25 protein-coding genes and 1 riboswitch are annotated in these 23,999 nt (G+C 59.9%); of the genes, 12 read left to right on the top strand and 13 right to left on the bottom strand.

Features of this window, described 5'->3' with window-relative positions:
• Positions 1-110: 110 nt before the first annotated feature.
• The gene (locus AC1DQM_RS18195; protein ID WP_007898662.1) at positions 111-671 is read left to right on the top strand and encodes a glycine cleavage system transcriptional repressor; all 561 of its coding nucleotides are present in this window, start codon (positions 111-113) and stop codon (positions 669-671) included.
• A 10-nt stretch (positions 672-681) separates the two neighbouring features.
• Positions 682-1,155: a peroxiredoxin gene (locus tag AC1DQM_RS18190; protein ID WP_018926778.1), complete on the top strand. Its 474-nt coding sequence runs from the start codon at positions 682-684 to the stop codon at positions 1,153-1,155.
• Positions 1,156-1,263: 108 nt separating this feature from the next.
• Here the strand turns inward: AC1DQM_RS18190 and AC1DQM_RS18185 are convergent, their stop codons facing one another.
• Positions 1,264-2,334, bottom strand: coding sequence for an AI-2E family transporter (locus AC1DQM_RS18185; RefSeq protein WP_018926779.1), 1,071 nt, complete (start codon positions 2,332-2,334; stop codon positions 1,264-1,266).
• Between the two features lie 31 nt (positions 2,335-2,365).
• Positions 2,366-2,605, bottom strand: a complete 240-nt coding sequence (locus tag AC1DQM_RS18180) for a sulfurtransferase TusA family protein (protein WP_007941445.1) — start codon at positions 2,603-2,605, stop codon at positions 2,366-2,368.
• Positions 2,606-2,702: 97 nt separating this feature from the next.
• Between AC1DQM_RS18180 and AC1DQM_RS18175 the strand changes: the two genes are divergently transcribed.
• Positions 2,703-4,136, top strand: coding sequence for a M48 family metalloprotease (locus tag AC1DQM_RS18175; RefSeq protein ID WP_477746616.1), 1,434 nt, complete (start codon positions 2,703-2,705; stop codon positions 4,134-4,136).
• A 74-nt stretch (positions 4,137-4,210) separates the two neighbouring features.
• Here AC1DQM_RS18175 and AC1DQM_RS18170 read toward each other — a convergent pair whose 3' ends face one another.
• From AC1DQM_RS18170 to rpoE, 4 genes are all read right to left on the bottom strand, one after another.
• On the bottom strand, positions 4,211-5,641 hold the full coding sequence (locus AC1DQM_RS18170; RefSeq protein ID WP_019647985.1) for a DegQ family serine endoprotease: 1,431 nt from the start codon (positions 5,639-5,641) through the stop codon (positions 4,211-4,213).
• A 246-nt stretch (positions 5,642-5,887) separates the two neighbouring features.
• The gene (locus AC1DQM_RS18165; protein ID WP_064619726.1) at positions 5,888-6,850 is read right to left on the bottom strand and encodes a MucB/RseB C-terminal domain-containing protein; all 963 of its coding nucleotides are present in this window, start codon (positions 6,848-6,850) and stop codon (positions 5,888-5,890) included.
• A gap of 8 nt (positions 6,851-6,858) precedes the next feature.
• The gene (locus AC1DQM_RS18160) at positions 6,859-7,446 is read right to left on the bottom strand and encodes a sigma-E factor negative regulatory protein (RefSeq protein WP_086944833.1); all 588 of its coding nucleotides are present in this window, start codon (positions 7,444-7,446) and stop codon (positions 6,859-6,861) included.
• A 30-nt stretch (positions 7,447-7,476) separates the two neighbouring features.
• Entirely contained in the window at positions 7,477-8,058 is a 582-nt protein-coding gene (gene rpoE / locus AC1DQM_RS18155) for an RNA polymerase sigma factor RpoE/AlgU (RefSeq protein ID WP_003172477.1), read from the bottom strand.
• Between the two features lie 557 nt (positions 8,059-8,615).
• Here rpoE and nadB point away from each other — a divergent pair.
• Complete coding sequence (gene nadB / locus AC1DQM_RS18150; protein WP_018926784.1) at positions 8,616-10,232, top strand: L-aspartate oxidase; 1,617 nt, start codon at positions 8,616-8,618, stop codon at positions 10,230-10,232.
• Here the strand turns inward: nadB and AC1DQM_RS18145 are convergent.
• Together AC1DQM_RS18145 and AC1DQM_RS18140 are read right to left on the bottom strand one after the other, a co-directional pair.
• Positions 10,201-10,653: a protein YgfX gene (locus AC1DQM_RS18145; protein WP_258612577.1), complete on the bottom strand. Its 453-nt coding sequence runs from the start codon at positions 10,651-10,653 to the stop codon at positions 10,201-10,203. The two genes, nadB and AC1DQM_RS18145, sit on opposite strands and share 32 nt — an antisense overlap.
• Positions 10,637-10,891 carry an FAD assembly factor SdhE gene (locus AC1DQM_RS18140; RefSeq protein ID WP_007941436.1) on the bottom strand — a complete coding sequence of 85 codons (255 nt, stop codon included), beginning with the start codon at positions 10,889-10,891 and terminating at the stop codon, positions 10,637-10,639. The genes AC1DQM_RS18145 and AC1DQM_RS18140 overlap by 17 nt, the downstream gene beginning before the upstream one ends.
• 148 nt (positions 10,892-11,039) lie before the next feature.
• Between AC1DQM_RS18140 and ygfZ the strand changes: the two genes are divergently transcribed.
• Together ygfZ and AC1DQM_RS18130 are read left to right on the top strand one after the other, a co-directional pair.
• On the top strand, positions 11,040-11,981 hold the full coding sequence (gene ygfZ, locus AC1DQM_RS18135; protein WP_477746615.1) for a CAF17-like 4Fe-4S cluster assembly/insertion protein YgfZ: 942 nt from the start codon (positions 11,040-11,042) through the stop codon (positions 11,979-11,981).
• Positions 11,982-12,016: 35 nt separating this feature from the next.
• Entirely contained in the window at positions 12,017-12,838 is an 822-nt protein-coding gene (locus tag AC1DQM_RS18130) for an HDOD domain-containing protein (protein ID WP_086944831.1), read from the top strand.
• Positions 12,839-12,902: 64 nt separating this feature from the next.
• Here AC1DQM_RS18130 and AC1DQM_RS18125 read toward each other — a convergent pair whose 3' ends face one another.
• Together AC1DQM_RS18125 and AC1DQM_RS18120 are read right to left on the bottom strand one after the other, a co-directional pair.
• Positions 12,903-14,291, bottom strand: a complete 1,389-nt coding sequence (locus AC1DQM_RS18125) for a sensor histidine kinase (protein WP_018926788.1) — start codon at positions 14,289-14,291, stop codon at positions 12,903-12,905.
• Positions 14,284-14,955: a response regulator gene (locus tag AC1DQM_RS18120; RefSeq protein ID WP_007941432.1), complete on the bottom strand. Its 672-nt coding sequence runs from the start codon at positions 14,953-14,955 to the stop codon at positions 14,284-14,286. The genes AC1DQM_RS18125 and AC1DQM_RS18120 overlap by 8 nt, the downstream gene beginning before the upstream one ends.
• 234 nt (positions 14,956-15,189) lie before the next feature.
• Between AC1DQM_RS18120 and AC1DQM_RS18115 the strand changes: the two genes are divergently transcribed.
• Genes AC1DQM_RS18115 through AC1DQM_RS18095 form a run of 5 tightly spaced genes read left to right on the top strand, consistent with a single transcriptional unit; the run spans position 15,190 to position 20,565 of the window.
• Positions 15,190-16,482 carry an OprD family porin gene (locus tag AC1DQM_RS18115; RefSeq protein ID WP_477746614.1) on the top strand — a complete coding sequence of 431 codons (1,293 nt, stop codon included), beginning with the start codon at positions 15,190-15,192 and terminating at the stop codon, positions 16,480-16,482.
• 39 nt (positions 16,483-16,521) lie between these two features.
• The gene (locus AC1DQM_RS18110; protein ID WP_018926791.1) at positions 16,522-17,499 is read left to right on the top strand and encodes a Bug family tripartite tricarboxylate transporter substrate binding protein; all 978 of its coding nucleotides are present in this window, start codon (positions 16,522-16,524) and stop codon (positions 17,497-17,499) included.
• 58 nt (positions 17,500-17,557) lie between these two features.
• Positions 17,558-18,016: a tripartite tricarboxylate transporter TctB family protein gene (locus AC1DQM_RS18105; RefSeq protein WP_018926792.1), complete on the top strand. Its 459-nt coding sequence runs from the start codon at positions 17,558-17,560 to the stop codon at positions 18,014-18,016.
• A gap of 1 nt (position 18,017) precedes the next feature.
• Positions 18,018-19,532 carry a tripartite tricarboxylate transporter permease gene (locus AC1DQM_RS18100; RefSeq protein ID WP_064619745.1) on the top strand — a complete coding sequence of 505 codons (1,515 nt, stop codon included), beginning with the start codon at positions 18,018-18,020 and terminating at the stop codon, positions 19,530-19,532.
• The gene (locus tag AC1DQM_RS18095) at positions 19,525-20,565 is read left to right on the top strand and encodes an AbrB family transcriptional regulator (protein WP_258612578.1); all 1,041 of its coding nucleotides are present in this window, start codon (positions 19,525-19,527) and stop codon (positions 20,563-20,565) included. The genes AC1DQM_RS18100 and AC1DQM_RS18095 overlap by 8 nt, the downstream gene beginning before the upstream one ends.
• 145 nt (positions 20,566-20,710) lie before the next feature.
• Here the strand turns inward: AC1DQM_RS18095 and ung are convergent, their stop codons facing one another.
• Positions 20,711-21,403: a uracil-DNA glycosylase gene (ung, locus tag AC1DQM_RS18090; RefSeq protein WP_019580851.1), complete on the bottom strand. Its 693-nt coding sequence runs from the start codon at positions 21,401-21,403 to the stop codon at positions 20,711-20,713.
• Positions 21,404-21,535: 132 nt separating this feature from the next.
• Between ung and AC1DQM_RS18085 the strand changes: the two genes are divergently transcribed.
• On the top strand, positions 21,536-22,648 hold the full coding sequence (locus AC1DQM_RS18085; RefSeq protein WP_477746681.1) for an enoyl-CoA hydratase/isomerase family protein: 1,113 nt from the start codon (positions 21,536-21,538) through the stop codon (positions 22,646-22,648).
• A 50-nt stretch (positions 22,649-22,698) separates the two neighbouring features.
• Here AC1DQM_RS18085 and AC1DQM_RS18080 read toward each other — a convergent pair whose 3' ends face one another.
• Positions 22,699-23,142, bottom strand: a complete 444-nt coding sequence (locus tag AC1DQM_RS18080; RefSeq protein ID WP_082920899.1) for a hypothetical protein — start codon at positions 23,140-23,142, stop codon at positions 22,699-22,701.
• Positions 23,143-23,354: 212 nt separating this feature from the next.
• Positions 23,355-23,591: a hypothetical protein gene (locus tag AC1DQM_RS18075; protein WP_018926798.1), complete on the bottom strand. Its 237-nt coding sequence runs from the start codon at positions 23,589-23,591 to the stop codon at positions 23,355-23,357.
• 281 nt (positions 23,592-23,872) lie between these two features.
• A riboswitch (guanidine-I (ykkC/yxkD leader) is annotated at positions 23,873-23,973 on the top strand.
• Positions 23,974-23,999: the final 26 nt, after the last annotated feature.

Genomic DNA, 23,999 nt, shown 5'->3' with positions numbered 1-23,999 from the left:
GGAGCACGTTGCAACCTTCGGCTGGGGGTTTGTGAATTCGCATCCGCAGGCTCGTCCCGGCAAAAAAGCCCATAAACAGTATCGACCGCTCATCGCTTTAGGAATGCTGCATGTCCACCCCCACAGTTCGCGAACAATTCCTTGTCATCAGTGCCCTCGGCGCCAACCCCATGGAGCTGACTAACGTCCTGTGCCGCGCCAGCCATGAAAACCGCTGCGCCGTGGTCACCTCTCGCCTGACGCGTCATGGCGAATGCAGCGCGCTGATCCTTGAGATCTCCGGCAGCTGGGACGCCCTGGCGCGCCTCGAAGGCAGTCTGCCAGTACTGGCCAAACGACACGCTTTCACTGTCAACGTGGTGCGCAGCGCAGCCCTGGAGAACCGTCCCCAGGCCTTGCCGTACGTCGCCTACGTCAGCTCGGCCTACCGCCCGGACATCATCAACGAGCTGTGCCAGTTCTTCATGGACCACAACGTCGAGCTGGAGAATCTGACCTGCGACACCTATCAGGCTCCGCAGACCGGCGGCACCATGCTCAACGCCACGTTTACCGTGACCTTGCCGGCCGGCACCCAGATCAGCTGGCTGCGCGACCAGTTCCTGGATTTCGCCGACGCCATGAACCTGGACGCACTGATTGAACCGTGGCGCCCACAAAACCCAATGTAAGGAAGCTTTCATGGCCGTAGCCATCGACCAACCGGTTGCCGACTTCGAAGCACCCGCCACCAGCGGGCAGACCGTCAGCCTCGCGGCCCTCAAAGGCAAGCAAGTGGTGATTTACTTCTACCCGAAGGACAGCACGCCGGGCTGCACCACCGAAGGCCAGGGTTTTCGCGACCAGTACGCGGCGTTCAAGGCGGCCAACACCGAGGTGTTCGGCCTATCTCGCGACAGCCTGAAGTCTCACGAAAACTTCAAGTGCAAGCAGGAGTTCCCCTTCGAGCTGATCAGCGACAAGGACGAAGCCATCTGTCAGCTGTTCGACGTGATCAAGCTTAAAAAGCTCTACGGCAAGGAATATATGGGTGTTGATCGCAGCACGTTCCTGATCGACAAGGATGGCGTGCTGCGTCAGGAATGGCGCGGCGTGAAGGTGCCGGGGCATGTGGATGCGGTTTTGGCGGCTGCTCAGGCGCTGAACAAGGCCTGATTTTTTGGGCGTCTATTCGGACGCCTTCGCGGGCAAGCCCGCTCCCATAGGGATGGTATGAACCCTGTGGGAGCGGGCTTGCCCGCAAAGAGGCCCTCAAATCGACGATCAAAGCAGCGGCGACACCTCCGGCTCCTTGCGCGGCCAGGCATCCAGCACGGCTTTGAACAACGTCGCCAGGGGAATCGCAAAGAACACGCCCCAAAAGCCCCACAACCCGCCAAACAGCAGCACCGCGCAGATGATCGCCACCGGGTGCAGGTTGACCGCCTCCGAGAACAGCAGCGGCACCAGCACGTTACCGTCCAGCGTCTGGATGATCCCGTAGACCGCCATCAAATAGATGAACTGATCGCTCCAGCCCCATTGGAACAGCGCAATCAGCAGCACCGGCACGGTCACCACCACCGCCCCGACATAGGGCACCACTACCGACACACCCACCAACAACGCCAGCAGCGCCGCATAGTTGAGCCCCAGCGCCACGAAAGCGATGTAGGTCACGCCCCCACAAATGAAGATTTCGATGACCTTACCACGAATGTAATTGGCAATCTGCCGGTTCATTTCCTGGGCGACTCGAGTGATCAGCGCTCGCTCCCGCGGCAGGTAACCACGCACCCACTGGCCGATCATCTCCCGGTCCTTGAGGAAGAAGAACACCAGGATCGGCACCAGCACCAGGTAGATCATGATGTTCACCAGCAGCGGCAAGCTCGACAACGAGAACGTCAGCGCCCACTGGCCGAATTTGCCGATCTCGCCCCGCGCCACTTCGATTGCCTGTAGCACTTGCTCATCCGACACCAGATGCGGATAACGCTCGGGCAGCAGCAATAGCAGTGATTGCCACTTGGCGAGCATGCCGGGCAATTCGTTGAACAGCGTGATCAACTGATGCCAAAGCAATGGCACCACGACGAGGATGAATACCAGCAGCCCCCCCATGAACAACGCGAAGACCAGCCCCACCGCCGCGGCCCCCGGCAGACGCAGGCGCTCGAGGATCACCACCAACCCCTGCATCAGATACGCCAGCACCATCCCGGCCAGCACTGGCGCAAGCATTCCACCCAGGGTGAGTACGGCGGTAAATGCCAGAAACAGCAGCACCGCCAGCACCACGGCCTCTTCATCCGAGAAATAGCGCTGAATCCAGTCGCGTAACACTTTGAACATCAATAATCCTTAGGAACGAACGCCGCAGGTTTCAGGCTTTTTTCAACCAATAGCGGTAAACGCCCGCCTCATCTTCTTCACGAAGCAGCGTATGACCGGCCAATCGGGCAAAGGTGCGAAAATCGCGCTGAGAGCCCGCATCGGTGGCAATCACCTTGAGCACCGCCCCGCTGGCCAGTCGGTTGAGTTCCATCTTGGCCTTGAGCAACGGCAGCGGACAATTCAGACCGCTGGCGTCCAGCTCGGCGTCGTGGGTTACAGCGTCAGTCATCGAATCACTCCGGGGCAGGGGTTGAGTCGCTTAGAATATCTGGTCCCAAGCGTAGTGTCCGGCTACAGTAACGTCTTTGTCGACTAAGGCTTTGTGCATGACTTTTTTGCGCCCTACCCTGCTGACGCTCGCTTGCCTGCTCGCCTCACCGGGCTTCGCCGACGACTTGCCGTCACTCGGTGACGCCAGTTCTGCCATCGTCTCGCCGCAACAGGAATACCAACTGGGCCGTGCGTGGCTGGCGATGCTGCGCAGCCAGGTGTCGCAACTCAACGATCCGCAACTCAAGGATTACGTCGAGTCCAGCGTCTACCGGCTTGTGGAGACCAGCCAGGTCAATGACCGGCGCCTGGAGTTCATCCTGATCAACAGCCCACTGCTCAACGCTTTCGCCGCGCCGGGTGGGATCGTCGGCGTCAACGGGGGCTTGTTCCTCAACGCCCAGACCGAAGGCGAATATGCCTCGGTCCTGGCCCACGAACTGGCCCACTTGTCGCAGCGTCACTTCGCCCGTGGTGTCGAAGCCTCGCAACGCATGCAAGTTCCTATGATGGCTGCATTGCTGGCCGGGATCGTGATTGCCGCTGCCGGCGCAGGCGATGCCGGGATCGCAACCATTGCCGGCACCCAGGCGGCGGCGATGCAGGAACAACGACGGTTCTCGCGCCAGAACGAACAGGAAGCCGACCGTATCGGCATCATGAATCTGGAGAAGGCCGGTTACGATCCGCGCTCGATGCCGACCATGTTCGAACGGCTGATGCGCCAGTACCGCTACGATGCCAAGCCGCCGGAATTCCTGCTGACTCACCCGGTGACCGAATCGCGTATCGCCGACACCCGCAACCGTGCCGAACAGGCCAAACCGGGCGGTATCGAAGACAGCATGCGTTATCAGCTGATTCGTGCACGCGTGCAGCTGATCTATGAAGAAACCCCAGGCTTGGGTGCCAAGCGCTTCCGCGCCCAACTCGATGAAAACCCGAAAAACGACGTCGCGCGCTATGGCCTGGCAATCGCCCAGATCAAGGGCGGCCAGCTGAATGAAGCTCGCGAGAACCTCAAGCAGCTGCTGACCAAGTCGCCGAACGAGATCATCTACAACCTGGCGCAGGTCGATCTGGACATCACCAATAATCGTCTGCCCGATGCTCAGTCACGGGTTGACCGGATGCTGACTCAGTATCCGGGCAACTACCCACTGAATCAGGTGCGTGTCGATCTGCTGCTCAAGCAGAATCGAGCAGCCGATGCGGAAAAAGCGCTGGAGAACCTGCTCAAGACCCGCCCCGAAGATCCGGACGTCTGGTACCTGGTGGCCGAGACTCGCGGCCTGTCGGGCAACATCATCGGCCTGCATCAAGCTCGTGCAGAGTACTTCGCACTGATCGGCGATTATCGCCAGGCGATCCAGCAACTGGACTTCGCCAAACGCAAGGCGGGCAGCAACTTCCCGCTGTCATCGCGGATCGACGCACGGCAACGCGAGCTGATGGAGCAGGAACGCATGGTCAAGGACATGATGGGCTGACCGCTTCGAGGTCAAAATTCAGGTACAAAAAACCGCCTCTTTCGAGGCGGTTTTTTATTCAGCCGACAACCGGTTTATTCAGCCAGCTTGAAGGTGATGAAGCTGGCGCGACCCTGGCGCAGAACCCGCATCGACACCGAGCGGTTCTTCGGCAACGCCTTGGCAATCTCGGTGAACTCCTTGGTGGAGCCGATCGCCTGGTTGTTCAGGTGAGTGATCACATCACCAGGCTGCAAGCCGATCAGGGCAGCAGGACCGTCCTGCACGTCCTTGATTACCACACCACCTTTAAGGTCGTAGGCTTTCTTCTGCTCATCGGTCAATTCGGCCACGGAAACACCCAGGCGATTGCTGCTGCGCTCCGCGCCAGATTTAGGCTGGGCGTCCAGCTCTTTGCCTTCTTCAGGGATAGCGCCGACGGTCAGCTCGACATTCTTGCGTTTGCCTTCGCGGATCACCTCAAGATTGGCTTTCGAGCCTGCCTTCAGCGCACCCACCAAGTGCGGCAGATCGGCGGACATGACGATCGGTTGACCGTTCATGCTCAGGATCACGTCGCCCACTTGCAGGCCACCCTTGGCAGCCGGACCGTCATCCTGGATCTGAGCCACCAGCGCACCGGCCGGTTTCTCAAGACCGAACGACTCGGCCAGATCTTTGCTCACTTCCTGGATCACCACACCCAACCAGCCACGGCTGACTTTACCGCCGCTTTTCAGCTGATTGGAAACGTCCATCGCCACATCGATAGGGATCGCGAACGACACGCCCATGAAGCCGCCGGAACGGGTGTAGATCTGCGAGTTGATGCCGACCACTTCACCGGCCAGGTTGAACAGCGGACCACCGGAGTTACCCGGGTTGATCGGCACGTCGGTCTGGATGAACGGCACATAGTTTTCGTTCGGCAGGCTGCGACCAATGGCACTGACGATGCCTTGGGTCACTGTGTGATCAAAGCCGAACGGCGAGCCGATGGCCACGACCCACTGACCGGCCTTCAGGTCCTGCGATTTGCCGAGCTTCAGAACCGGCAGGTTCTTGCCTTCGATTTTCAGCAAGGCGACGTCGGAACGCGGATCGGTACCGATCAGCTTGGCTTTCAACTCACTGCGATCGGCGAGGCGCACGAGAATCTCGTCGGCATCGGCGATCACATGGTTGTTTGTCAGGATGTAGCCGTCAGGCGAAATGATGAAACCCGATCCCAGGGACTGCGCTTCGCGCTGGCGATCGCCACGAGGTGAGCGTGGCTGCTGCGGCATACCACGTTCAAAGAACTCGCGCAGCATCGGCGGCAAGCCTTCAAGATCAGGCATTTGCTCGCTGGACACTTTGCGTTCCGGCAACTTCTGGGTAGTACTGATATTCACCACCGCGGGCGAGGCCTGCTCGACCAGTTGCGTGAAGTCAGGCAAGTCGGCCGCTTGCGCAGTGACCGCCTGACCGAGCACCAGCACGGTGGCAAAAATGGAGAGATAAGACTTCAAGCGTGGTATCGACATACGGCTCCCGTTACGACGAGCATGGTTAAGCGATATGGAGCAAGGAACACCGGAAACGATACGCCGGTATTTTTGTTCCGGGAACAACAAACAAGGCCAGAGCCGAGGGGCTCTGACCTATAAAAAATTTTCGGGATATTTGCAAATGAAAATGCTCGGCAAAACATTTCGAGGCCTCAACGACGGGGTAGCCATTGCCAACCTCCCGCACCCTACAGCCCCGATTGATGAGCATGACTGATCAGCTCACTGCTTGTTGGTAGCCGCGGCATCGTTGCGCATGGACAGCGCAATCCGTTCGGCGGTACCAATCGGTATTTCACCGACCACGGTCACCATTATTTCGCCTTGCGGAGTGGTCAAGCGACGGGACACAGCGACTGTTGGCCCCAGCTGGGTACGGGTGTCGGTGACTGTTGCCCCATTCAATGGCTCAAGGAACACCGAGAATCGGGCCAGACCGTCGTCGAACATCAGACTGTTGACCTGGACTTTGGTATCCGGATCCTTGTGAGAGTTACTGCTGGTCAGTTCGAAACCTGGCGGCAACCAGTCAGAATGCCAGACCTGCGCAGTCTTGACGGCGGACGCCTTGTCACTGTCCAGGTTAATGGGCTTGCACTCGGAACCTGCCTGCAAATCGCTGTCGGAAGGCACCTCGGCAGTATCCAGCCGGGTGAACTGGAACCGTTCCAGCAGTTGCCCTTTGTCATTGAGCAACAATGACTTCAACGGCAAGCCTGTTTCCTTGTCCAGATGCAGTTCAAAACCATAGCGGTGCTGATCGCGAGGTGTCAACGAGACGATCACCGCCGAACGCCCGGCCACGCGCGACTTGCCGATGACGGCAAGGTCATACCAATTCTTTAGCTTTTGTGGATCGAGTGCACGAGCAGCGGAGTTGGGTGAGTCCCCCAGCCCTGCCATCAGGGTGCCGCTGACGCATTGAGTATGCCCATCAATGCGCACGACTTCCTGGGCCGAACCGTCGAGCTGAAGTAAACGCTCTTGGACTTTGCCATCCTGGACGCGATGCCAGATGTTATGGGTAGAAAAACTACCGTTACGCTCGTAGACGAAAGTACCGTGAAAGCTCTGCGTTTGCTCCGCCTGTCCCAGACGCTTCAGCCAGTCCTGGGCTTCATCGGCATGGGCTGGAACAATAAACCAGCCACTGAGCAGAAGCGTAAGTAGAGGTATGGCGCGCATGATCCTCCTTAACGGTTTTCCAGGCTTGCTGCACGAGCGTAAGGCAGAGCGCTCTCAGTACCTTTCAGTGCAGCCTGTTGAGCATGTTGGCGCAAGTAACCTGGCAGACGCTGATCGTGCCAGCCTGGCTGACCTTGCAATACACCGTTGGCCATAGGGCCAGTGGCGTCCGAACTCTCATTGTAGCCTGCCAATACAGCGGGACCCTTGACCTGAGGAGTGGTCAGACTTGGCTGATTAGAATGCTGAGCCAGTTCGACACCTGCGATCTCGTCCTGGTTGTACAGACGTACACCTGCCAGCACGGCAATGGTCACCGAAGCAGCGACTGCCAGACGACCCAGGCTGCGCCATGGACCACGAGAGGTTTTTGCCGGTACGGCTTCGTCAGCCAGCGCAGCAGAAACTGCTGCAGCGATGTCCAGACGAGGGAGCAGCAGGTCCTTGTGCATGACTGCCCGAGCGATCTGGTAACGAGCCCAGGTTTCGCGGGTTTCAACATCGTCGAAGGCATTCAACACCCGACGCAATTCCAGTTCGTCCGCTTCGTTATCCATCACTGCGGACAGCGATTCCTGCAGGGCTTCACGACTCATGGCGTTCCTCTCTTGGCTGTCGCCGCTGTCTCAGTTTTCCTGCAACAACGGCTGCAGGGCTTTATCGATGGCCTCCCGGGCGCGGAAGATCCGGGAGCGCACGGTACCCACCGGACACTGCATGACGCTGGCAATGTCCTCGTAACTCAGACCATCGAATTCACGTAAAGTTAAAGCCGTACGCAAATCTTCTGGCAGTTGCTGAATGGTTCGATGGACGGTGCCTTCGATCTCATCCCGCAGCAATGCACGTTCTGGCGACTCGAGATCCTTGAGGCCATGATCGCCATCATAGAACTCTGCATCCTCGGAACTGACATCGCTATCCGGCGGCCGACGGCCGCGTGAAACCAGATAGTTTTTCGCCGTGTTGATGGCGATACGGTAAAGCCACGTATAAAACGCGCTGTCTCCGCGAAAATTACCAAGTGCACGGTACGCCTTTATAAAGGCTTCCTGTGCGACATCCTGGGCTTCATGGGTGTCGTGCACGAAACGCACGATCAACCCGAGAATTTTGTGCTGGTATTTCAGCACTAGCAGATCGAAAGCTCGCTTGTCGCCGCGTTGAACGCGCTCGACCAGCTGCTGATCCTCTTCCTGGGTTAGCATGAACACTCCTCGATAAGCTCGAAGGAGGCTTGCATTACTGAACGACCAGACTTGCAAACATAGACTCGGGCTTTTCGCAAAAGTTCTCCCCCTCCAAGCAAGTTTCCTGCGGGCTCTGATTTGGCACGCACGAAAAGCGCAGCGCGGGAAACCCAGGCTGCGCGAATAATCTTGTCATCGGATTCGTCAGCAGGGACCTAACCGCAAGTCCCGCACCGAAACCGACACTGTCCTTTGTTCCAGGCAACCGTCTATTGATCTTGAGCCTTTGGCAAAAGTTCCATATTTATAGCCGCCTGAAACCGACATTGTGCAACCGTGAAACGAAAAAGACTGTTAAATCCACGATACAGTCGCCTTATCGCCAACACAGTCAAAAAAACTTCCGACGAAGAGTCCAGTCTTTTCCGTCACAGTAGTTTCACAATGCCATGTGGGCCCGGCTATTGTGCCGCTCCCCCCCTCTATATACTAGTGGGCTGTGTGGCTGTCCTGACTCGCCGATCCAGCTGTCTTGCGCCACCCCCGACCCGGGTCGCTTTGAGCGGAATCCTGAAATGAGCCAACAGTTTCAACACGATGTTCTGGTAATTGGCAGCGGTGCTGCCGGCTTGAGTCTTGCGCTGACCTTGCCCGGTCATTTGCGCATCGCCGTATTGAGCAAAGGCGACCTCGCCAATGGCTCGACCTTCTGGGCCCAGGGCGGTGTCGCCGCCGTCCTGGATGACACCGATACTGTCGAGTCCCACGTCGACGATACCCTCAACGCCGGGGGTGGCCTGTGCCATGAAGACGCCGTGCGCTTTACCGTCGAGCACAGCAGAGAAGCGATTCAATGGCTGATCGACCAAGGCGTACCCTTTACCCGTGACGAACAGTCCGGCACCGAAGACGGCGGTTTCGAGTTTCACCTGACCCGCGAAGGCGGTCACAGCCATCGACGCATCATCCACGCCGCCGATGCGACGGGTGCGGCGATCTTCAGAACCCTGCTCGACCAGGCCATACAGCGGCCCAACATCGAGCTGCTGGAACAGCGGGTCGCAATCGATCTGATCACCGAAAAGCGCCTGGGCCTTGAAGGCGACCGCTGCCTCGGTGCCTACGTCCTCAACCGCAGCACGGGTGAAGTCGACACTTACGGTGCGCGCTTCGTGATCCTTGCGTCGGGCGGCGCAGCGAAGGTCTACCTCTATACCAGCAACCCTGATGGCGCCTGCGGTGATGGCATCGCCATGGCCTGGCGTTCGGGCTGCCGGGTGGCGAACCTGGAGTTCAACCAGTTCCACCCGACCTGCCTTTATCACCCGCAAGCCAAGAGTTTCCTGATAACCGAAGCCCTGCGCGGCGAAGGCGGACACTTGAAGCTGCCTAACGGCGAACGCTTCATGCAGCGCTTCGATCCACGGGCCGAACTGGCACCACGGGACATCGTCGCCCGCGCCATCGACCATGAGATGAAGCGCCTGGGTATCGACTGCGTTTACCTGGACATCAGCCACAAGCCTGAAGACTTCATCAAGACGCACTTCCCGACGGTCTATGAACGCTGCCTGGAATTCTCGATCGACATCACCAAACAACCGATTCCGGTGGTGCCGGCGGCGCACTACACCTGCGGCGGCGTGATGGTCGATCAGCGGGGCCGCACCGACGTGCCGGGCCTGTATGCGATTGGTGAAACCAGCTTCACCGGCCTGCATGGCGCCAACCGCATGGCCAGCAACTCGCTGCTGGAATGTTTCGTTTATGCCCGTTCGGCGGCGACGGACATTCTTGAGCAGTTGCCAGAGGTGTCGATTCCGACCGCCCTGCCCGTCTGGGATGCCAGCCAGGTCACCGACTCCGACGAAGACGTGATCATCGCGCACAACTGGGACGAACTGCGGCGATTCATGTGGGACTATGTGGGCATCGTGCGCACCAACAAGCGCCTGCAACGAGCCCAGCACCGAGTGCAATTATTGCTGGACGAAATCGACGAGTTCTACAGCAACTATAAAGTGAGCCGAGACCTGATCGAGCTGAGGAACCTGGCTCAGGTAGCAGACCTGATGATCCGGTCGGCCATGGAACGCAAGGAAAGTCGCGGCCTGCATTACACCCTCGACTACCCGAACCTGCTGCCGGTCGCCCTGGACACTATTCTGGTGCCGCCCACCTACGCCGACTGAACTTGAGCCGAACCCGCAGGCGTCGGTGCACATCCGCCGCCTGCGAATCCCGCGGCACGCATATCGCCCTGACACCTCGCTCGCCCCGCAGACGAAAGCGCAGCACCACAACCAACGGCAGCGCCAAGCTATCCGGTTTTAGCTGCACCGGTTGCCAGCCCTCTGCCTGATTCCACAACTGCCAGCCATCGGCATCGCGACGCAAGCCGCGAAAAGCCTGTGGGTGTGTCAGCAGAATCTGTCGCGGCAATACCCAAATGCTGTGAGCCACGCACAACGCTACGCCGAGCAGGTCGGCCCAGAGCGGTATCGAGAGAAGAAACAGCGAACCCAACGCGAACAGCTGGGCGAGAAGATAGGCCGCCAGCAACTGCCGTGAGGCATGCCAGCGGCATTCGAACGCGTTACTTGGGCTGGACACGATCCAGGATCATGCGAACCATGCGCTGCAGCTCCGGATCTTCCGATTCGGCGCGTTCCATGAACCAGCCGAACATGTCCTGATCCTCGCACTCCAGCAGGCGGACATACAGCGCGCGATCTACCTCGTTCAGATTCGCGTAAACCTCTTTCACGAACGGCACCAGAAGCACGTCAAGTTCCAGCATGCCGCGACGGCTGTGCCAAAAGAGGCGGTTCAGTTCAACGTTATCGACCATGGAGCGCTCCTCAAATAGGCCGCAAGTATACAGCCCCGAGGCGAGCCGAACAGTCGGCTTTGGTCGGCACTGACGATCCTTTGTGAACTACCCATTTCAAGGGCGCCCCCTTATGATGTCCCTCAGACTCTTTACCCTGCGATGACCCATGGCCGATTCTGCTTTTTTCTGCACCCTGTCTCACGAAGGCGTTCTCGCGGTACGCGGCTCGGATGCCAGCAAATTCCTGCAAGGCCAATTGACTTGCAACCTCAATTACCTGAGCGAAACCCAGGCCAGCCTTGGCGCGCGTTGCACGCAGAAAGGCCGGATGCAGTCGAGTTTCCGCATTCTGCTGGAAGGCGACGGAGTGCTCATGGCGATGGCCAGCGAGCTGCTGGAGCCGCAATTGGCGGACCTGAAAAAGTACGCGGTGTTCTCCAAATCGAAACTGACCGACGAAAGTGCCGGCTGGGTTCGTTTTGGCCTTGAGCATGGCGATGCGGCACTGGCCAGCCTGGGCCTGGCGCTACCGGTCGACACCGACAGCGTCGTGCGTAATGACGGCCTGATCGCCCTTCGCGTCTCGCCTGAGCGCGCTGAACTCTGGGTGAACGCCGATCAAGCCGACACCATCAAGGGCAAGCTGTCCGCCCTGCTGGCCGAAGGCGATCTGAATCAATGGTTGCTGGGCCAGATCCGCGCTGGGATCGGCCAGGTCATGCCCAGCACCCGCGAGCTGTTCATCCCGCAGATGCTCAATTTGCAAGCCGTCGGCGGCGTGAGCTTCAAGAAGGGTTGCTACACTGGCCAGGAAATCGTTGCGCGCATGCAATACCTGGGCAAACTCAAGCGTCGTCTGTATCGCTTGCAACTGGAGGGTAGTGAACTGCCTGAACCCGGCACCCCACTGTTCTCCCCGACTCACGGCAGTTCGATTGGTGAAGTGGTGATCGCTGCTCGCACCGAGCAAAACATTGAACTCCTGGCCGTGCTGCAAGCCGAAGCTGCAGAAGATGGCAACCTGCACCTTGGCGCACTCGAAGGTCCCGGCCTGCATTTGCTCGACCTGCCTTACCAACTGGATCGTGATCGCGAAATCCAGCGTTAACAGCAGCACTTGTCGCAATACCCTAGAGAAAAGAAATGAGTGAGCTGGCGGATAAGGTCCAACAGGATTTGGTTGAGGCCATCGATAATGATGACCTGGTTCTGCCAACATTACCGGAAGTGGCCCTGCAGATTCGCAAGGCCGCCGAAGACCCGGAAATCAGTGTCAGCACCCTGAGCAAAGTGATCGGCCGTGACACCGCGCTGTCGGCGCGCCTGATCAAAGTGGTCAATAGCCCGTTGCTGCGCGCGACCCAGGAAGTGACTGACTTGCACACGGCCATCACCCGGCTGGGCGTCAATTACAGCAGCAACCTGGCCATCGGCCTGGTGATGGAACAGATTTTCAATGCCCGTTCCGAAGTGGTGGAACAGAAAATGCGCGAGGTCTGGCGCAAAAGCCTGGAAATCGCCGGCGTCAGCTATGCGTTGTGCCGCAGCTACACACAACTCAAGCCTGATCAAGCGGCGCTCGGCGGGCTGGTGCATCAGATTGGCGTGTTGCCGATCCTGACCTACGCCGAAGATCACTATGAATTGCTGTCAGACCCGGTCAGCCTCAACCATGTGATCGAACGCATCCATCCGCTGCTCGGCGATAAATTGCTCAGGGTCTGGGATTTTCCGGAAATGCTGGTGCAATTGCCGGGGCTGTATCTGGATTTCAAGCGGCAATCGGCGCGGGTCGACTATGTCGATCTGGTGCAAGTGGCCAGCCTGTATTGCCACAAGGACACCGACCATCCTCTGGCTCGCATCGACCCGGTCAGTGTGCCTGCCTTCGAGAAGCTGGGGATCGATCCGGAGAACGAAGCGATGTGCAAGGATCTGGAAGAGTCGCGGTCGATGTTTTACTGATTTTTGTGGCGAGGGAGCTTGCTCCCTCGCCACAAAAAGCCTCTCTCCGCAGGTATGAGTGTGTTCACTCCCCCGCAATAAAACTTACCCGCACTTTCAGCCCCGCCAACTCGCCATCGTGCAGGCTGATCTGCGCCAGATGGGCGCGGCAGATCTCGCCGACAATCGCCAGCCCCAATCCCGATCCCGCCACCTGCTGGTTGCGCCGGTAAAAACGCTCGAACACCCGCTCCCGCTCTTCAAGGGGAATTCCCGGACCATCGTCCTCGACCTCCAGCACCGCCGGCGCCGTGACCCGCAGAATCACATTGCCGCCCGGTGGCGTGTGGGCCAGTGCGTTGTCCACCAGATTGCTCAACAGCTCGTTCAGCAGCGTCGGCTCACCACGCATCCACACCGGCTCGTCAGCTTCCAGCGCCAGTGCCACGCCACGTGCATGGGCCAGCGGCGCCATGGCCATGCCCAGTTCACGGGCCAACTGACTGAGGTCGAGCAATTGCGCACCGCCCTCGGCGATGGCCCGGGCGCCATTCTCGACCCGTGCCAGCGAGAGCAATTGATTGGCCAGATGGGTCAGGCGATCCGTACCCTGGGCGGCAGCTTCCAGGGTGCTGCGCCAGATTTCGGGTTCGTTCGAGCGCAAGCCCAGTTCGAGTCGTGCCTTGAGCGCCGCCAGCGGCGTGCGCAGTTCATGGGCGGCATCGGCGATGAATTGCGCCTGGCGCTCGAACTGCCCGCGCAACCGCTCGGTAAAGTGATTGAGCGCTCGCACCAGCGGCCCCAGCTCGTGCTGCACTTCCACCAGTGGCAAGGGGCGCAAGTCATCGGGCTGCCGCTCTTCCACCGCCGTGCGCAAGCGCTCCAGTGGACGCAGCGCCGCACTGACCGCAAACCACACCAGCAACAACGCACCGATCGCCAGCATGCCCAGCCGCAACAAGGTGTCGGCCATCAGGCTGCGCGCCATGCGGACCCGCGCCTCATCGGTTTCCGCCACGCGGATCTCCGCCATGCCGTTCATGTTCGGTTCGCTGACCGCTTTGAGCAGGCTGACCACCCGCACGTTCTGCCCTTGATAGGTAGCATTGTAGAAACGCGCCAGCGCCGGATAGTCATCAGTGCGCGGCGTTCCCGGTGGTGGTGGCGGCAGGTTTTCGTAGCCCGAAATCAGCTTCTGATTGATGTCGTTGACCAGGTAAAAAATCCGCCCGGCGCTGTCGTAGGCGAACGTGTCGAGGGCCACGTAAGGCACGTTGGCGCTGAGGCTGCCGTCGCGCTGGGACAGGCCGGCGGCGATGGTCCGCGCCGAGGCCAGCAAGGTCCGGTCATACGCGGTGTCGGCGGCTTCGCGACCGTTCCAGTACGCACTCAAACCACTGGCGAGCATCAACACCACCAGCAGCAGCGCGAGGTTCCACAGCAACCGCCAACGCAGGCTGCTGAGCTTATGCATCGCGGCTTTCCAGCAAATAGCCAAGGCCACGGAAGGTCACGATGGCCACCGGTTGGCCGTCGAGTTTTTTGCGCAAGCGGTGGACGTAGATCTCGATGGCATCGGGACTGGCCTCCTCATCCAGGCCGAAGACCTGAGCCGCCAATTGCTCCTTGCTCATCACCCGGCCGGGACGGGCGATCAGGGCTTCGAGCACTGCCTGCTCGCGGGAGGTCAGGGTCAGCAATTCTTCGCCGAGGGTGAAGCGCCGGGTGTCCAGATCGTAAGCCAGCACGCCACAGCGTTGCTGGCGTTCACCGCCGAGCACACTGCGGCGCAGCAAGGCTTTGACCCGGGCTTCGAGTTCGGTCAGTTCGAAAGGTTTGGCCAGGTAATCGTCAGCCCCCAGGTTCAGGCCATGGACCCGGTCCTTGACGTCGCTGCGGGCGGTCAGCATCAGCACCGGCAGGTTCTTGCCCCGGGCCCGCAAGCGCGCCAGCACTTCGAAACCGTCCATGCGCGGCAGGCCGACATCGAGGATCGCCATGGCGTATTCCTCGCTGCTCAAGGCCAGGTCGGCCGCCACACCGTCGTGGAGCACATCCACGGTCAGCCCGGTGCTCTTGAGCGCCTGGGCGACACTTTCGGCAAGCTGCAGATGGTCTTCGACGAGCAGAACACGCATGGATCTTTACCTCATTCAGGGATGGTCGACGCCATTCTTTGGCGCGGAGTTTACAGCCGCATCCGTCGCTGTGAAGCCCGAAAACCGTGAAAGTCAGCTGAAAGGTTAGCGAAAGGTTGGCCGGTTAGAGTCCCGCTACGGACAGCTTTCACTGCCGTAGTCAGAGCACATAGCGATACGAAAAACGCCCCGAAGCGTTTTCGCCAATAAGAATAATAAACGGAGTATGTCACCATGCTGTCCATGCAGCTTCAGGCTCGCCCGCCTGTTCGTTTTTCCCGCCTCAACCACACCGCCCTTGTCAGCGCCGCCGCCCTCGCCGGCTTTTCGCCGTTGAGCCAGGCTGCCTTCTTCGAAGACAGTAAGGCAACCTTCGAAACCCGCAACATGTATTTCAACCGCGACTTTCGCGATGGCACCAGCGCCCAGCAATCCAAGCGGGACGAATGGGCCCAGGGGTTCATGCTCAATCTGCAATCGGGTTACACCGACGGCACCGTGGGGTTTGGTGTCGATGCGCTGGGCATGCTGGGGGTAAAACTCGATTCGAGTCCGGACCGCACCGGTACCGGCCTGCTGCCAACCCATGACGACGGGCGCGCGGCGAACGAGTATTCCAAGCTCGGCCTGACCGGCAAAGTGAAGATCTCCGCCACGGAACTGAAAATCGGCAGCCTGATTCCGGAACTGCCGATCCTCAAGCCCAACGACGGCCGCATTCTGCCGCAGACCTTTGAAGGCGGGATGCTGACCTCCAAAGAGATCAAGAACCTGACCTTCACCGGCGGGCGTCTGGAGAAAGCCAAGGACCGCGACAGCACCGACTTCGAAGACATCGCCCTCAACAACAAGAACAGCCGCTTCGCCGGCACCGTGGCCGGCAAGCATTTTGATTTTGGCGGCGTGGACTACAAGTTCACCGACAAGATCACCGGCAGCTACCACTTCGCTCAACTCGACGAAGTCTACAACCAGCACTTCCTCGGCGTTGTCGCTTCGCAACCGGTCGGCCCCGGCACGTTCGGTACCGACCTGCGGTTTGCCATCAGTGACGATGAGGGCGCGGCCCGTGGCGGCAAGATCGACAACAAATCCCTGAACGGGCTGGTGAGCTACGCCTTGAGCGGGCATAAACTCAGCGCCGGCTATCAGCGCATGTCCGGTGACAGCGCCTTCCCCTACGTCGATGGCAGCGATCCGTACCTGGTCAACTTCGTGCAGATCAATGACTTTGCCGGCGCCGAAGAACACTCCTGGCAGGCACGTTACGACTATGATTTCGCCAAACTCGGCGTTCCCGGCCTGAGCTTCATGAGCCGTTACGTGAGCGGCGACAACATCAAGCTCAAGAACGGTGATGAAGGCAAAGAGTGGGAACGCAACACCGAGATCAAATACGTCGTACAAAGCGGCGCCCTCAAGGACGTTGCCGTACGCCTGCGCAATGCCACCTACCGTTCCAACTACTCCGCTCGCGATGCCGATGAAGTGCGTCTGCTGGTGAGCTATAGCGTTGCCCTTTGGTAATTCAGTACGTCCATAACAAAAACTCTTAAGGAGACTTGAATGAACCTGTCACTGCGTAAAGTTGCTCTGGCCACCGGCATCATGCTGTTCGCCGGCCAATTGCTGGCCGAACCCAAACGCCCGGAATGCATCGCCCCGGCCTCGCCGGGCGGCGGTTTCGACCTCACCTGCAAACTGGCGCAAAGCGCGCTGGTCAACGAAAAACTGCTGACCAAACCAATGCGCGTGACCTACATGCCCGGCGGTGTCGGCGCGGTGGCGTACAACGCTGTGGTCGCTCAGCGCCCGGCCGATGCCGGTACGCTGGTGGCCTGGTCCAGCGGTTCGCTGCTGAATCTGGCGCAAGGCAAATTCGGGCGTTTCGATGAAAGCGCCGTGCGCTGGTTGGCGGCGGTTGGCACCAGTTATGGCGCCATCGCGGTGAAAAGCGATTCGCCCTACAAGACCCTGGACGATCTGGTCAAAGCCCTGAAGAAAGACCCAAGCTCGGTGGTGATCGGTTCCGGCGGCACCGTCGGCAGCCAGGACTGGATGCAAACCGCCCTGATCGCCAAGGCAGCCGGGATCAACCCGCGCGACCTGCGTTACGTCGCCCTCGAAGGCGGCGGTGAAATCGCCACCGCCCTGCTCGGCGGCCACATCCAGGTTGGCAGCACCGACATCTCCGACTCCATGCCACACATCCTGAGCGGTGACATGCGTCTGCTGGCGGTGTTCTCCGAGAAGCGTCTGGACGAGCCGGAAATGAAAGACATTCCGACCGCTAAAGAGCAAGGCTACAACATCGTCTGGCCGGTGGTTCGCGGCTTCTACCTCGGGCCAAAAGTCAGCGACGAAGACTACGCCTGGTGGAAAAACGCCTTCGACAAACTGCTGGCCTCCGAGGATTTCGCCAAGCTGCGCGATCAGCGTGAACTGTTCCCGTTCGCCATGACCGGCCCGGAGCTGGACACCTACGTGAAGAAGCAGGTCGCGGACTACAAAGTGCTGGCCAAAGAGTTCGGCCTGATCCAGTGATCGCCTCTGTCTAGCGGCTGCGGCCCCGGTTCTCGGGGTCGTGGCCCAGGAGTTCCCCATGCTCATACAACGCATTTTTGCTTCGGTGCTGTTGCTGGCCTGTGTCGGCCTGGCGCTGATGGCGTGGCCGTATCAAGCGGCTTTTTCCTACGAACCGGTCGGGCCTCGCGCCTTCCCCCTGCTGATGCTCGGCCTGATGGGCCTGGCTTTGCTGTACATGGTGTTTCGGCCGGCGCCGATCGTGCACAGCGATGACGACCCGAAACTGGACCGCGAAACCCTGATCAAGATCGGCATCTGCGTGGCGCTGTTGCTGGTGTTCGCCGGGGCCTTCGAACCCCTTGGTTTCATCGTCGCCAGCATTCTGATCGGGGTTCCGATGGCACGCCTGTATGGCGGCCGCTGGCTGCCCAGCGCGGTGATCATCAGCCTGATGGCCATCGGTCTTTATCTGCTGTTCGACAAGTTGATGGACGTGCCACTGCCGTTGGGCGTGCTCGACGTTCTGGAGAACTGATATGGATACTCTTGGCTATTTGGGTCAGGGCTTCGGCGTTGCGCTGAGCCCGTACAACCTGGTGACCGCACTGTGCGGCACCTTGATCGGGACCGTCGTCGGGCTGCTGCCGGGGCTGGGGCCGATCAACGGCGTGGCGTTGCTGATTCCGATCGCGTTCGCCCTCGGCCTGCCACCGGAGTCGGCGTTGATCCTGCTGGCGGCGGTGTACCTGGGTTGCGAATACGGCGGCCGGATCAGCTCCATCCTGCTGAACATTCCGGGCGAAGCCTCTACCGTCATGACCACCCTCGACGGTTACCCGATGGCCCGCAAGGGTCTGGCCGGTGTAGCGCTGTCGCTGTCGGCGTGGAGTTCGTTCATCGGTGCCTTCATCGCGACTTGCGGCATGGTGCTGTTCGCCCCGTTGCTGGCGAAATGGGCGATTGCCTTCGGGCCGGCGGAGTATTTCGTGCTGATGGTGTTTGCGATTGTCTGTCTCGGCGGCATGGCCGGTGATCGACCGCTCAAGACCTTCATTGCAGCGCTGATCGGTCTGTTTCTGTCGAGCGTCGGCATCGATGCCAACAGCGGCGTATACCGCTTCACCGGGGACAACATTCATCTGACAGACGGCATTCAGTTCGTCGTGCTGGTATTGGGCCTGTTCTCCATCAGCGAAATCCTCTTGCTGCTGGAAAAAACCCACCGTGGCCAGGAAGCGGTGAAAGCCACCGGGCGCATGATGTTCAACTTCAAGGAAGCTTCGGCGGTGTTCGTGGTGAACGTCCGTTGCGGTTTGCTGGGCTTCATCATGGGCGTGTTGCCGGGTGCCGGCGCGACGCTGGCCAGCGCGGTGGCCTACATGACCGAGAAACGTATCGCCGGTGCCAAGGGCACTTTCGGCCAAGGCGACATGCGTGGCCTCGCGGCTCCGGAAACCGCCATCGGTGGCGCAGCCTGCGGTGCCCTGGTGCCGATGCTGACCCTCGGTGTTCCGGGCTCGGGGACCACGGCGGTGATGATCGGCGCACTGTCGCTGTACAACATCACCCCGGGCCCGCTGTTATTCCAGCAGCAGCCAGACATCGTCTGGGGCCTGATCGCGTCGTTGTTCGTCGCCAACGTGATGCTGGTGATCCTCAACATCCCGATGATCCGCATCTTCACCCGCATCCTCGCCGTGCCGAACTGGGCACTGGTGCCGGTGATCGCGATCATCACCGGGATCGGCGTCTACGCCGTACACGCCACCACCTTCGACCTGTTCCTGATGATCGGCATCGGCATCTTCGGCTACATCCTGCGCAAGCTGGACTTCCCGTTGTCGCCGGTACTGCTGGGCTTCATCCTCGGTGGTCTGATGGAACAGAACCTGCGTCGCGCGCTGTCGATTTCCAACGGTGCACTGGAAATCCTCTGGTCGAGCCCGATCACGTTCGGTTGCTGGGTGCTGACTGCCATCATGTTGCTGATGCCGCTGCTGCGCATCTGGCGCAAACGTTCGGTCGCCCGGCGCGCTATCGCCGATGCCTGATCGAACACCCTTCAAAGCCTGGTGGGGTACACCGCTGGTCGGTCTGCTGGGCGGTTACCTCGCCAGCCAGATCGGCTGGCCTCTACCGTGGATGGTCGGCTCGTTACTGGCGATCATCCTCGTGCGCTGCCTGACACCCTGGCAACTGGCGGAAATCCCTGGCGGGCGCAAGTGCGGCCAGTGGGTTGTCGGCATCGGCATCGGCCTGCACTTCACCCCGGTGGTGATGGAGCAGGTGCTGAGCCACTTCGGTCTGATCTTCTTCGGTGCGTTGGTCACCAGCCTGTCCGCGGTGGTCGGGGTCTGGTTGATGCGGCGTACCGGCGAAGATCGCGCCACGGCGTTCTTTTCCAGCATGCCCGGTGGCTCCGGGGAGATGGTCAACCTCGGCGCCCGCAATGGCGCGGTGCTCAGCCGTGTCGCGGCGGGACAAAGCTTGCGGGTGCTGGTGGTGGTGCTGTGTGTGCCAGCGGCGTTCAAGTATCTGTTGGGCGATGGTGCGCCGGCCTTGCATGCTGCGACCGTCAACTGGTGGTGGCTGGCCCTTCTGTTCCCGGCGGGCGCCCTGGCCGCCTGGATCTGGGAGCGCCTGCGGCAACCCAACCCCTGGCTGTTCGGGCCGTTACTGGTGAGTGCGGCAGTGAGCATTGGTTGGGACCTGCACATCGGCTTGCCCAACGGCGGCAGTCAGATCGGCCAGTGGCTGATCGGCAGCGGGTTGGGCTGCCACTTCAATCGACAGTTCTTCCGACGGGCACCGTCCTTCATGGGCCGGACCCTGATCGGCACGGTGTTGACCATGTTGATCGCCACGCTGGCGGCACTGGGGTTGAGTGTATTGACCCATCTGGATCTGCGTTCGCTGACGCTGGGCATGATGCCCGGCGGGATTGCCGAGATGAGTTTGACGGCTGAAACCCTGCAACTATCGGTACCGCTGGTGACGGCGATGCAGGTGATGCGGCTGTTGTTCGTGTTGTTTTTGGCGGAGCCGTTGTTCAGGTATTGGAACCGGGAGCCGGATTCTCCCTGATATGAGTCCTGTGGCGAGGGGGCCTGTCGGAACGCCGCATCGCCCCGTTCGGCTGCGAAGCTGTCGTAAAATCTGAGGACTTCGGTGTGGTTGGTTTTGGGGCCGCTGCGCGACCCAACGGGGGCAAGCCCCCTCGCCACAATCTTCACACCGGCGGCAACCGCCACTCGATCGGCGTCTCGCCATTCTGTTCCAGAAACTTGTTCGCCCGACTGAAATGCCCGCACCCGAGGAAGCCGCGATAAGCCGACAGCGGCGACGGGTGAACCGACGTCAATACCAAATGCTTGGTGGCGTCGATGAGTTTCTGCTTGCTCTGGGCATGCGCACCCCACAGCAGGAACACCAGATGCGGCTGGTGCTCGCTGACCACTTCGATAATCCGGTCGGTAAAGTGCTGCCAGCCCTTGCCCGCGTGGGCGTTGGCATTCGCCCGCTCCACGGTCATGGTGGTATTGAGCATCAACACGCCCTGCTCCGCCCAACTCTGCAGGTAGCCATGGTTGGGGATGTCGATGTTCAGGTCGCGTTTCAACTCTTTATAGATGTTCACCAGCGACGGCGGCGCCGGTACACCCGGCTGCACCGAGAAGCACAACCCATGGGCCTGGCCCGGACCGTGGTAAGGGTCCTGACCGAGGATAACCACCTTGACCTTGTCCAGCGGCGTGGAGTTGAGCGCGTTGAAAATCAACGGTCCCGGCGGATAGATCTCCTTGCCCGCCGCGCGCTCCTGTTGCAGGAATGTGCGCAACTCTGCCATGTAAGGCTGGTCGAATTCGGCACGGAGGGCCTCCTTCCAGCTCGGTTCGAGTTTGATACGGTCGTCAGCAGTCATGGTTACATCCGGCAAAAACAATGGGGCGAACCCTAGGAAAGCCCATCACGCTTGTCAATTGATCTGACGCAGATCCGGCATTTTCCTATAGAGCGATCATACTGAACGCTCAAATTCCCGATCGAGGTCATGATGAATCTGCACTTCGAAGAACTCACCGGCACCGACGGCGCACGCATCGGCATCGCCAGCCTGGATGCCGAAAAGTCCCTCAACGCCCTCTCCTTGCCGATGATCAACGCCTTGCGCGATCAACTGGACGCCTGGGCCAAGGAACCACAGATCGTTTGTGTACTGCTGCGCGGCAATGGCGACAAGGCCTTTTGCGCCGGCGGTGAAGTGCGCAGTCTGGTGGAAGCGTGTCGCGCCCATCCCGGAGAAGTACCGCCCTTGGCTGCGCACTTCTTCGCGGCAGAATATCGCCTCGACTTCAAGTTGCACACCTACCCGAAACCGTTGATCTGCTGGGGTCATGGTTACGTGTTGGGTGGCGGCATGGGGCTGCTGCAAGGGGCGAGCATTCGGGTTGTCACGCCGAGCAGCCGATTGGCGATGCCGGAGATCAGTATCGGTTTGTACCCGGACGTCGGCGCCAGCTGGTTTCTGTCGCGGTTGCCCGGCAAGCTCGGGTTGTTTCTCGGCCTGACCGGCGCCCGGATGAACGGTCGCGATGCTATCGATCTGGACCTCGCGGACCGCTTTTTGCTCGATCAACAACAGCCGGAGCTGATCGAAGGTTTGCTGCAATTGAACTGGCAGGAACAGACCGCCATGCAGCTCAACAGTCTGCTCAAGGCCTTGCAACAAGAAGCGCTCGTAAAAATGCCCGAAGCGCAGTGGCTGCCGCGACGCCAGCAGATCGACGAGTTGCTGGATGTCAGCGACGTTCGTTGTGCCTGGAAGGCCATCAGTGCGCTACGCGTTCATAAAGACCCGCTGCTCAGTCGTGCGGCCTGCACCATGATTGAAGGCTCGCCCCTGACCGCTCATCTGGTGTGGGAACAGATCGCCCGCGCCCGGCACCTGTCGCTGGCTCAAGTCTTTCAGATGGAATACACCATGAGCCTCAATTGCTGCCGTCATCCGGAACTCAGCGAGGGCGTGCGCGCGCGGTTGATCGACAAGGACCAGAAACCTCACTGGCACTGGCCGGATATCAACACGGTGCCGGAGGCGGCGGTGGAAGCGCATTTTCACAAGGTCTGGGAAGGTCGGCATCCGTTGGCCGATCTGTCGGAATACTGAAATCCAGGCAAAAAAAAGCGGCGCTTCATGCGCCGCTTTTGATTGAGGAGTTAGCGACGGCCGCCTCGGCCATCGTTGTCGCCATGATCGCCTCTTCCGCCATGGTGATCCCGTCCACTGTGGCCCCGGGAATCGTCGTTCCAGTTGCCGCGACTACGACCATCCCAACCGTCGCGACGACCATCCCAACCACCGCGGTCATGACGGTCCCATCCGCGACTCTGGTTGCCGCGGTAGTCGTAATAGCGCGGTGCCGGTTGATAAACCCGCGGCTGGTAGTAATAACGTGGCGATGGCTGGTAATACCGTGCAGGCGGCGAGTAATACCTGCGCGGAGCTGTGTAGTAACCACCATCGGAGTAATACGGCGCTGGGGACGTGTAGACATCCGAGCGGTAGTAGCTGTCGCCATCGGAATAGGGCACGCACGCACCAAGAAACAATCCCGATAGAACGATCAGCAGAATATGGCGGAGCTGTTTTCGACAGAGCATGGCGGCCTCCTGGACCGCGAGTGAGCCACGCCAGCGACGCTGGCAGGCGACAGTCAATTGTTCGGCGACTGTCGAAAGATCAGACAGTGAAATCGGGATCTGGTGCGTTTCTGTAACACGCCGAAACAAGTAGCCGATGAAAGGTTTTTCATCCTGCGCAAAAGAAAACGGCGCCTGCGTAAGCCGCAGGCGCCGTTGTGCTCATGAGCCGTTTAGCGATGCCCGCGATCGTGATCACCATGGTAATAGCGAGGCCCACTGAAATAGTAGTAACGATAACCCCCGTAAAAGCGTGGGCCACCGTAGTAGTAAGGTGAGTAGTAATAGCCGGGGTAGTAATAAGGTGCCGGATAAACATCGGCGCCCCCTACATAGTAGTAACACCCGGACAGACCCAAACCAAAAAACACACTGAGCAGTATTTGGCGGAGCTTTTTCTGACAGAACATGGAGGCCTCCTGAAAGACCTGCAACGGCAGTCGAGTCACACCTGTTTTGACTTTAAAACAGGCACCGAGTGCCTGATCGCATCGACCTTCAGATCAGCGGCTAGCTGTCCTTCTACGGTGCATACCCATGCGCTGCGCACCATGACAAGGCAAAGCGCCCTCCCCTGTTTGTCTCGCCCTCCCTTCCATGCCCCCAGCCAGAGCGCTCAAGTCAACTTGGCACGGCTCTCGCTTAACCAAAGACGTGCAGGAGTCATCACAGGTTCGCGGCACCACAATTTGCAATGGCTGACTAGGGTTCCGGCTCGCAATCGCGAGTGACTGGTCCGAGAGTTGGCGACCTCCAGTTGAGGTTACACGGCGGGACAAAAGCCCGGGAGACAAGCCACCGTTCGCGGTGCCGCTGCC

This window comes from Pseudomonas sp. 01L34 (assembly GCF_056400265.1).
This window is presented reverse-complemented; position numbering and strand designations above follow the sequence as displayed.

Coding starts and splice junctions, on each gene's coding strand:
- AC1DQM_RS18195 (WP_007898662.1), top strand. CDS start 111: ATGTCCACCCCCACAGTTCGCGAACAATTCCTTGTCATCAGTGCCCTC.
- AC1DQM_RS18190 (WP_018926778.1), top strand. CDS start 682: ATGGCCGTAGCCATCGACCAACCGGTTGCCGACTTCGAAGCACCCGCC.
- AC1DQM_RS18185 (WP_018926779.1), bottom strand. CDS start 2,334: ATGTTCAAAGTGTTACGCGACTGGATTCAGCGCTATTTCTCGGATGAA.
- AC1DQM_RS18180 (WP_007941445.1), bottom strand. CDS start 2,605: ATGACTGACGCTGTAACCCACGACGCCGAGCTGGACGCCAGCGGTCTG.
- AC1DQM_RS18175 (WP_477746616.1), top strand. CDS start 2,703: ATGACTTTTTTGCGCCCTACCCTGCTGACGCTCGCTTGCCTGCTCGCC.
- AC1DQM_RS18170 (WP_019647985.1), bottom strand. CDS start 5,641: ATGTCGATACCACGCTTGAAGTCTTATCTCTCCATTTTTGCCACCGTG.
- AC1DQM_RS18165 (WP_064619726.1), bottom strand. CDS start 6,850: ATGCGCGCCATACCTCTACTTACGCTTCTGCTCAGTGGCTGGTTTATT.
- AC1DQM_RS18160 (WP_086944833.1), bottom strand. CDS start 7,446: ATGAGTCGTGAAGCCCTGCAGGAATCGCTGTCCGCAGTGATGGATAAC.
- rpoE (WP_003172477.1), bottom strand. CDS start 8,058: ATGCTAACCCAGGAAGAGGATCAGCAGCTGGTCGAGCGCGTTCAACGC.
- nadB (WP_018926784.1), top strand. CDS start 8,616: ATGAGCCAACAGTTTCAACACGATGTTCTGGTAATTGGCAGCGGTGCT.
- AC1DQM_RS18140 (WP_007941436.1), bottom strand. CDS start 10,891: ATGGTCGATAACGTTGAACTGAACCGCCTCTTTTGGCACAGCCGTCGC.
- ygfZ (WP_477746615.1), top strand. CDS start 11,040: ATGGCCGATTCTGCTTTTTTCTGCACCCTGTCTCACGAAGGCGTTCTC.
- AC1DQM_RS18130 (WP_086944831.1), top strand. CDS start 12,017: ATGAGTGAGCTGGCGGATAAGGTCCAACAGGATTTGGTTGAGGCCATC.
- AC1DQM_RS18125 (WP_018926788.1), bottom strand. CDS start 14,291: ATGCATAAGCTCAGCAGCCTGCGTTGGCGGTTGCTGTGGAACCTCGCG.
- AC1DQM_RS18120 (WP_007941432.1), bottom strand. CDS start 14,955: ATGCGTGTTCTGCTCGTCGAAGACCATCTGCAGCTTGCCGAAAGTGTC.
- AC1DQM_RS18115 (WP_477746614.1), top strand. CDS start 15,190: ATGCTGTCCATGCAGCTTCAGGCTCGCCCGCCTGTTCGTTTTTCCCGC.
- AC1DQM_RS18110 (WP_018926791.1), top strand. CDS start 16,522: ATGAACCTGTCACTGCGTAAAGTTGCTCTGGCCACCGGCATCATGCTG.
- AC1DQM_RS18105 (WP_018926792.1), top strand. CDS start 17,558: ATGCTCATACAACGCATTTTTGCTTCGGTGCTGTTGCTGGCCTGTGTC.
- AC1DQM_RS18100 (WP_064619745.1), top strand. CDS start 18,018: ATGGATACTCTTGGCTATTTGGGTCAGGGCTTCGGCGTTGCGCTGAGC.
- AC1DQM_RS18095 (WP_258612578.1), top strand. CDS start 19,525: ATGCCTGATCGAACACCCTTCAAAGCCTGGTGGGGTACACCGCTGGTC.
- ung (WP_019580851.1), bottom strand. CDS start 21,403: ATGACTGCTGACGACCGTATCAAACTCGAACCGAGCTGGAAGGAGGCC.
- AC1DQM_RS18085 (WP_477746681.1), top strand. CDS start 21,536: ATGAATCTGCACTTCGAAGAACTCACCGGCACCGACGGCGCACGCATC.
- AC1DQM_RS18080 (WP_082920899.1), bottom strand. CDS start 23,142: ATGCTCTGTCGAAAACAGCTCCGCCATATTCTGCTGATCGTTCTATCG.
- AC1DQM_RS18075 (WP_018926798.1), bottom strand. CDS start 23,591: ATGTTCTGTCAGAAAAAGCTCCGCCAAATACTGCTCAGTGTGTTTTTT.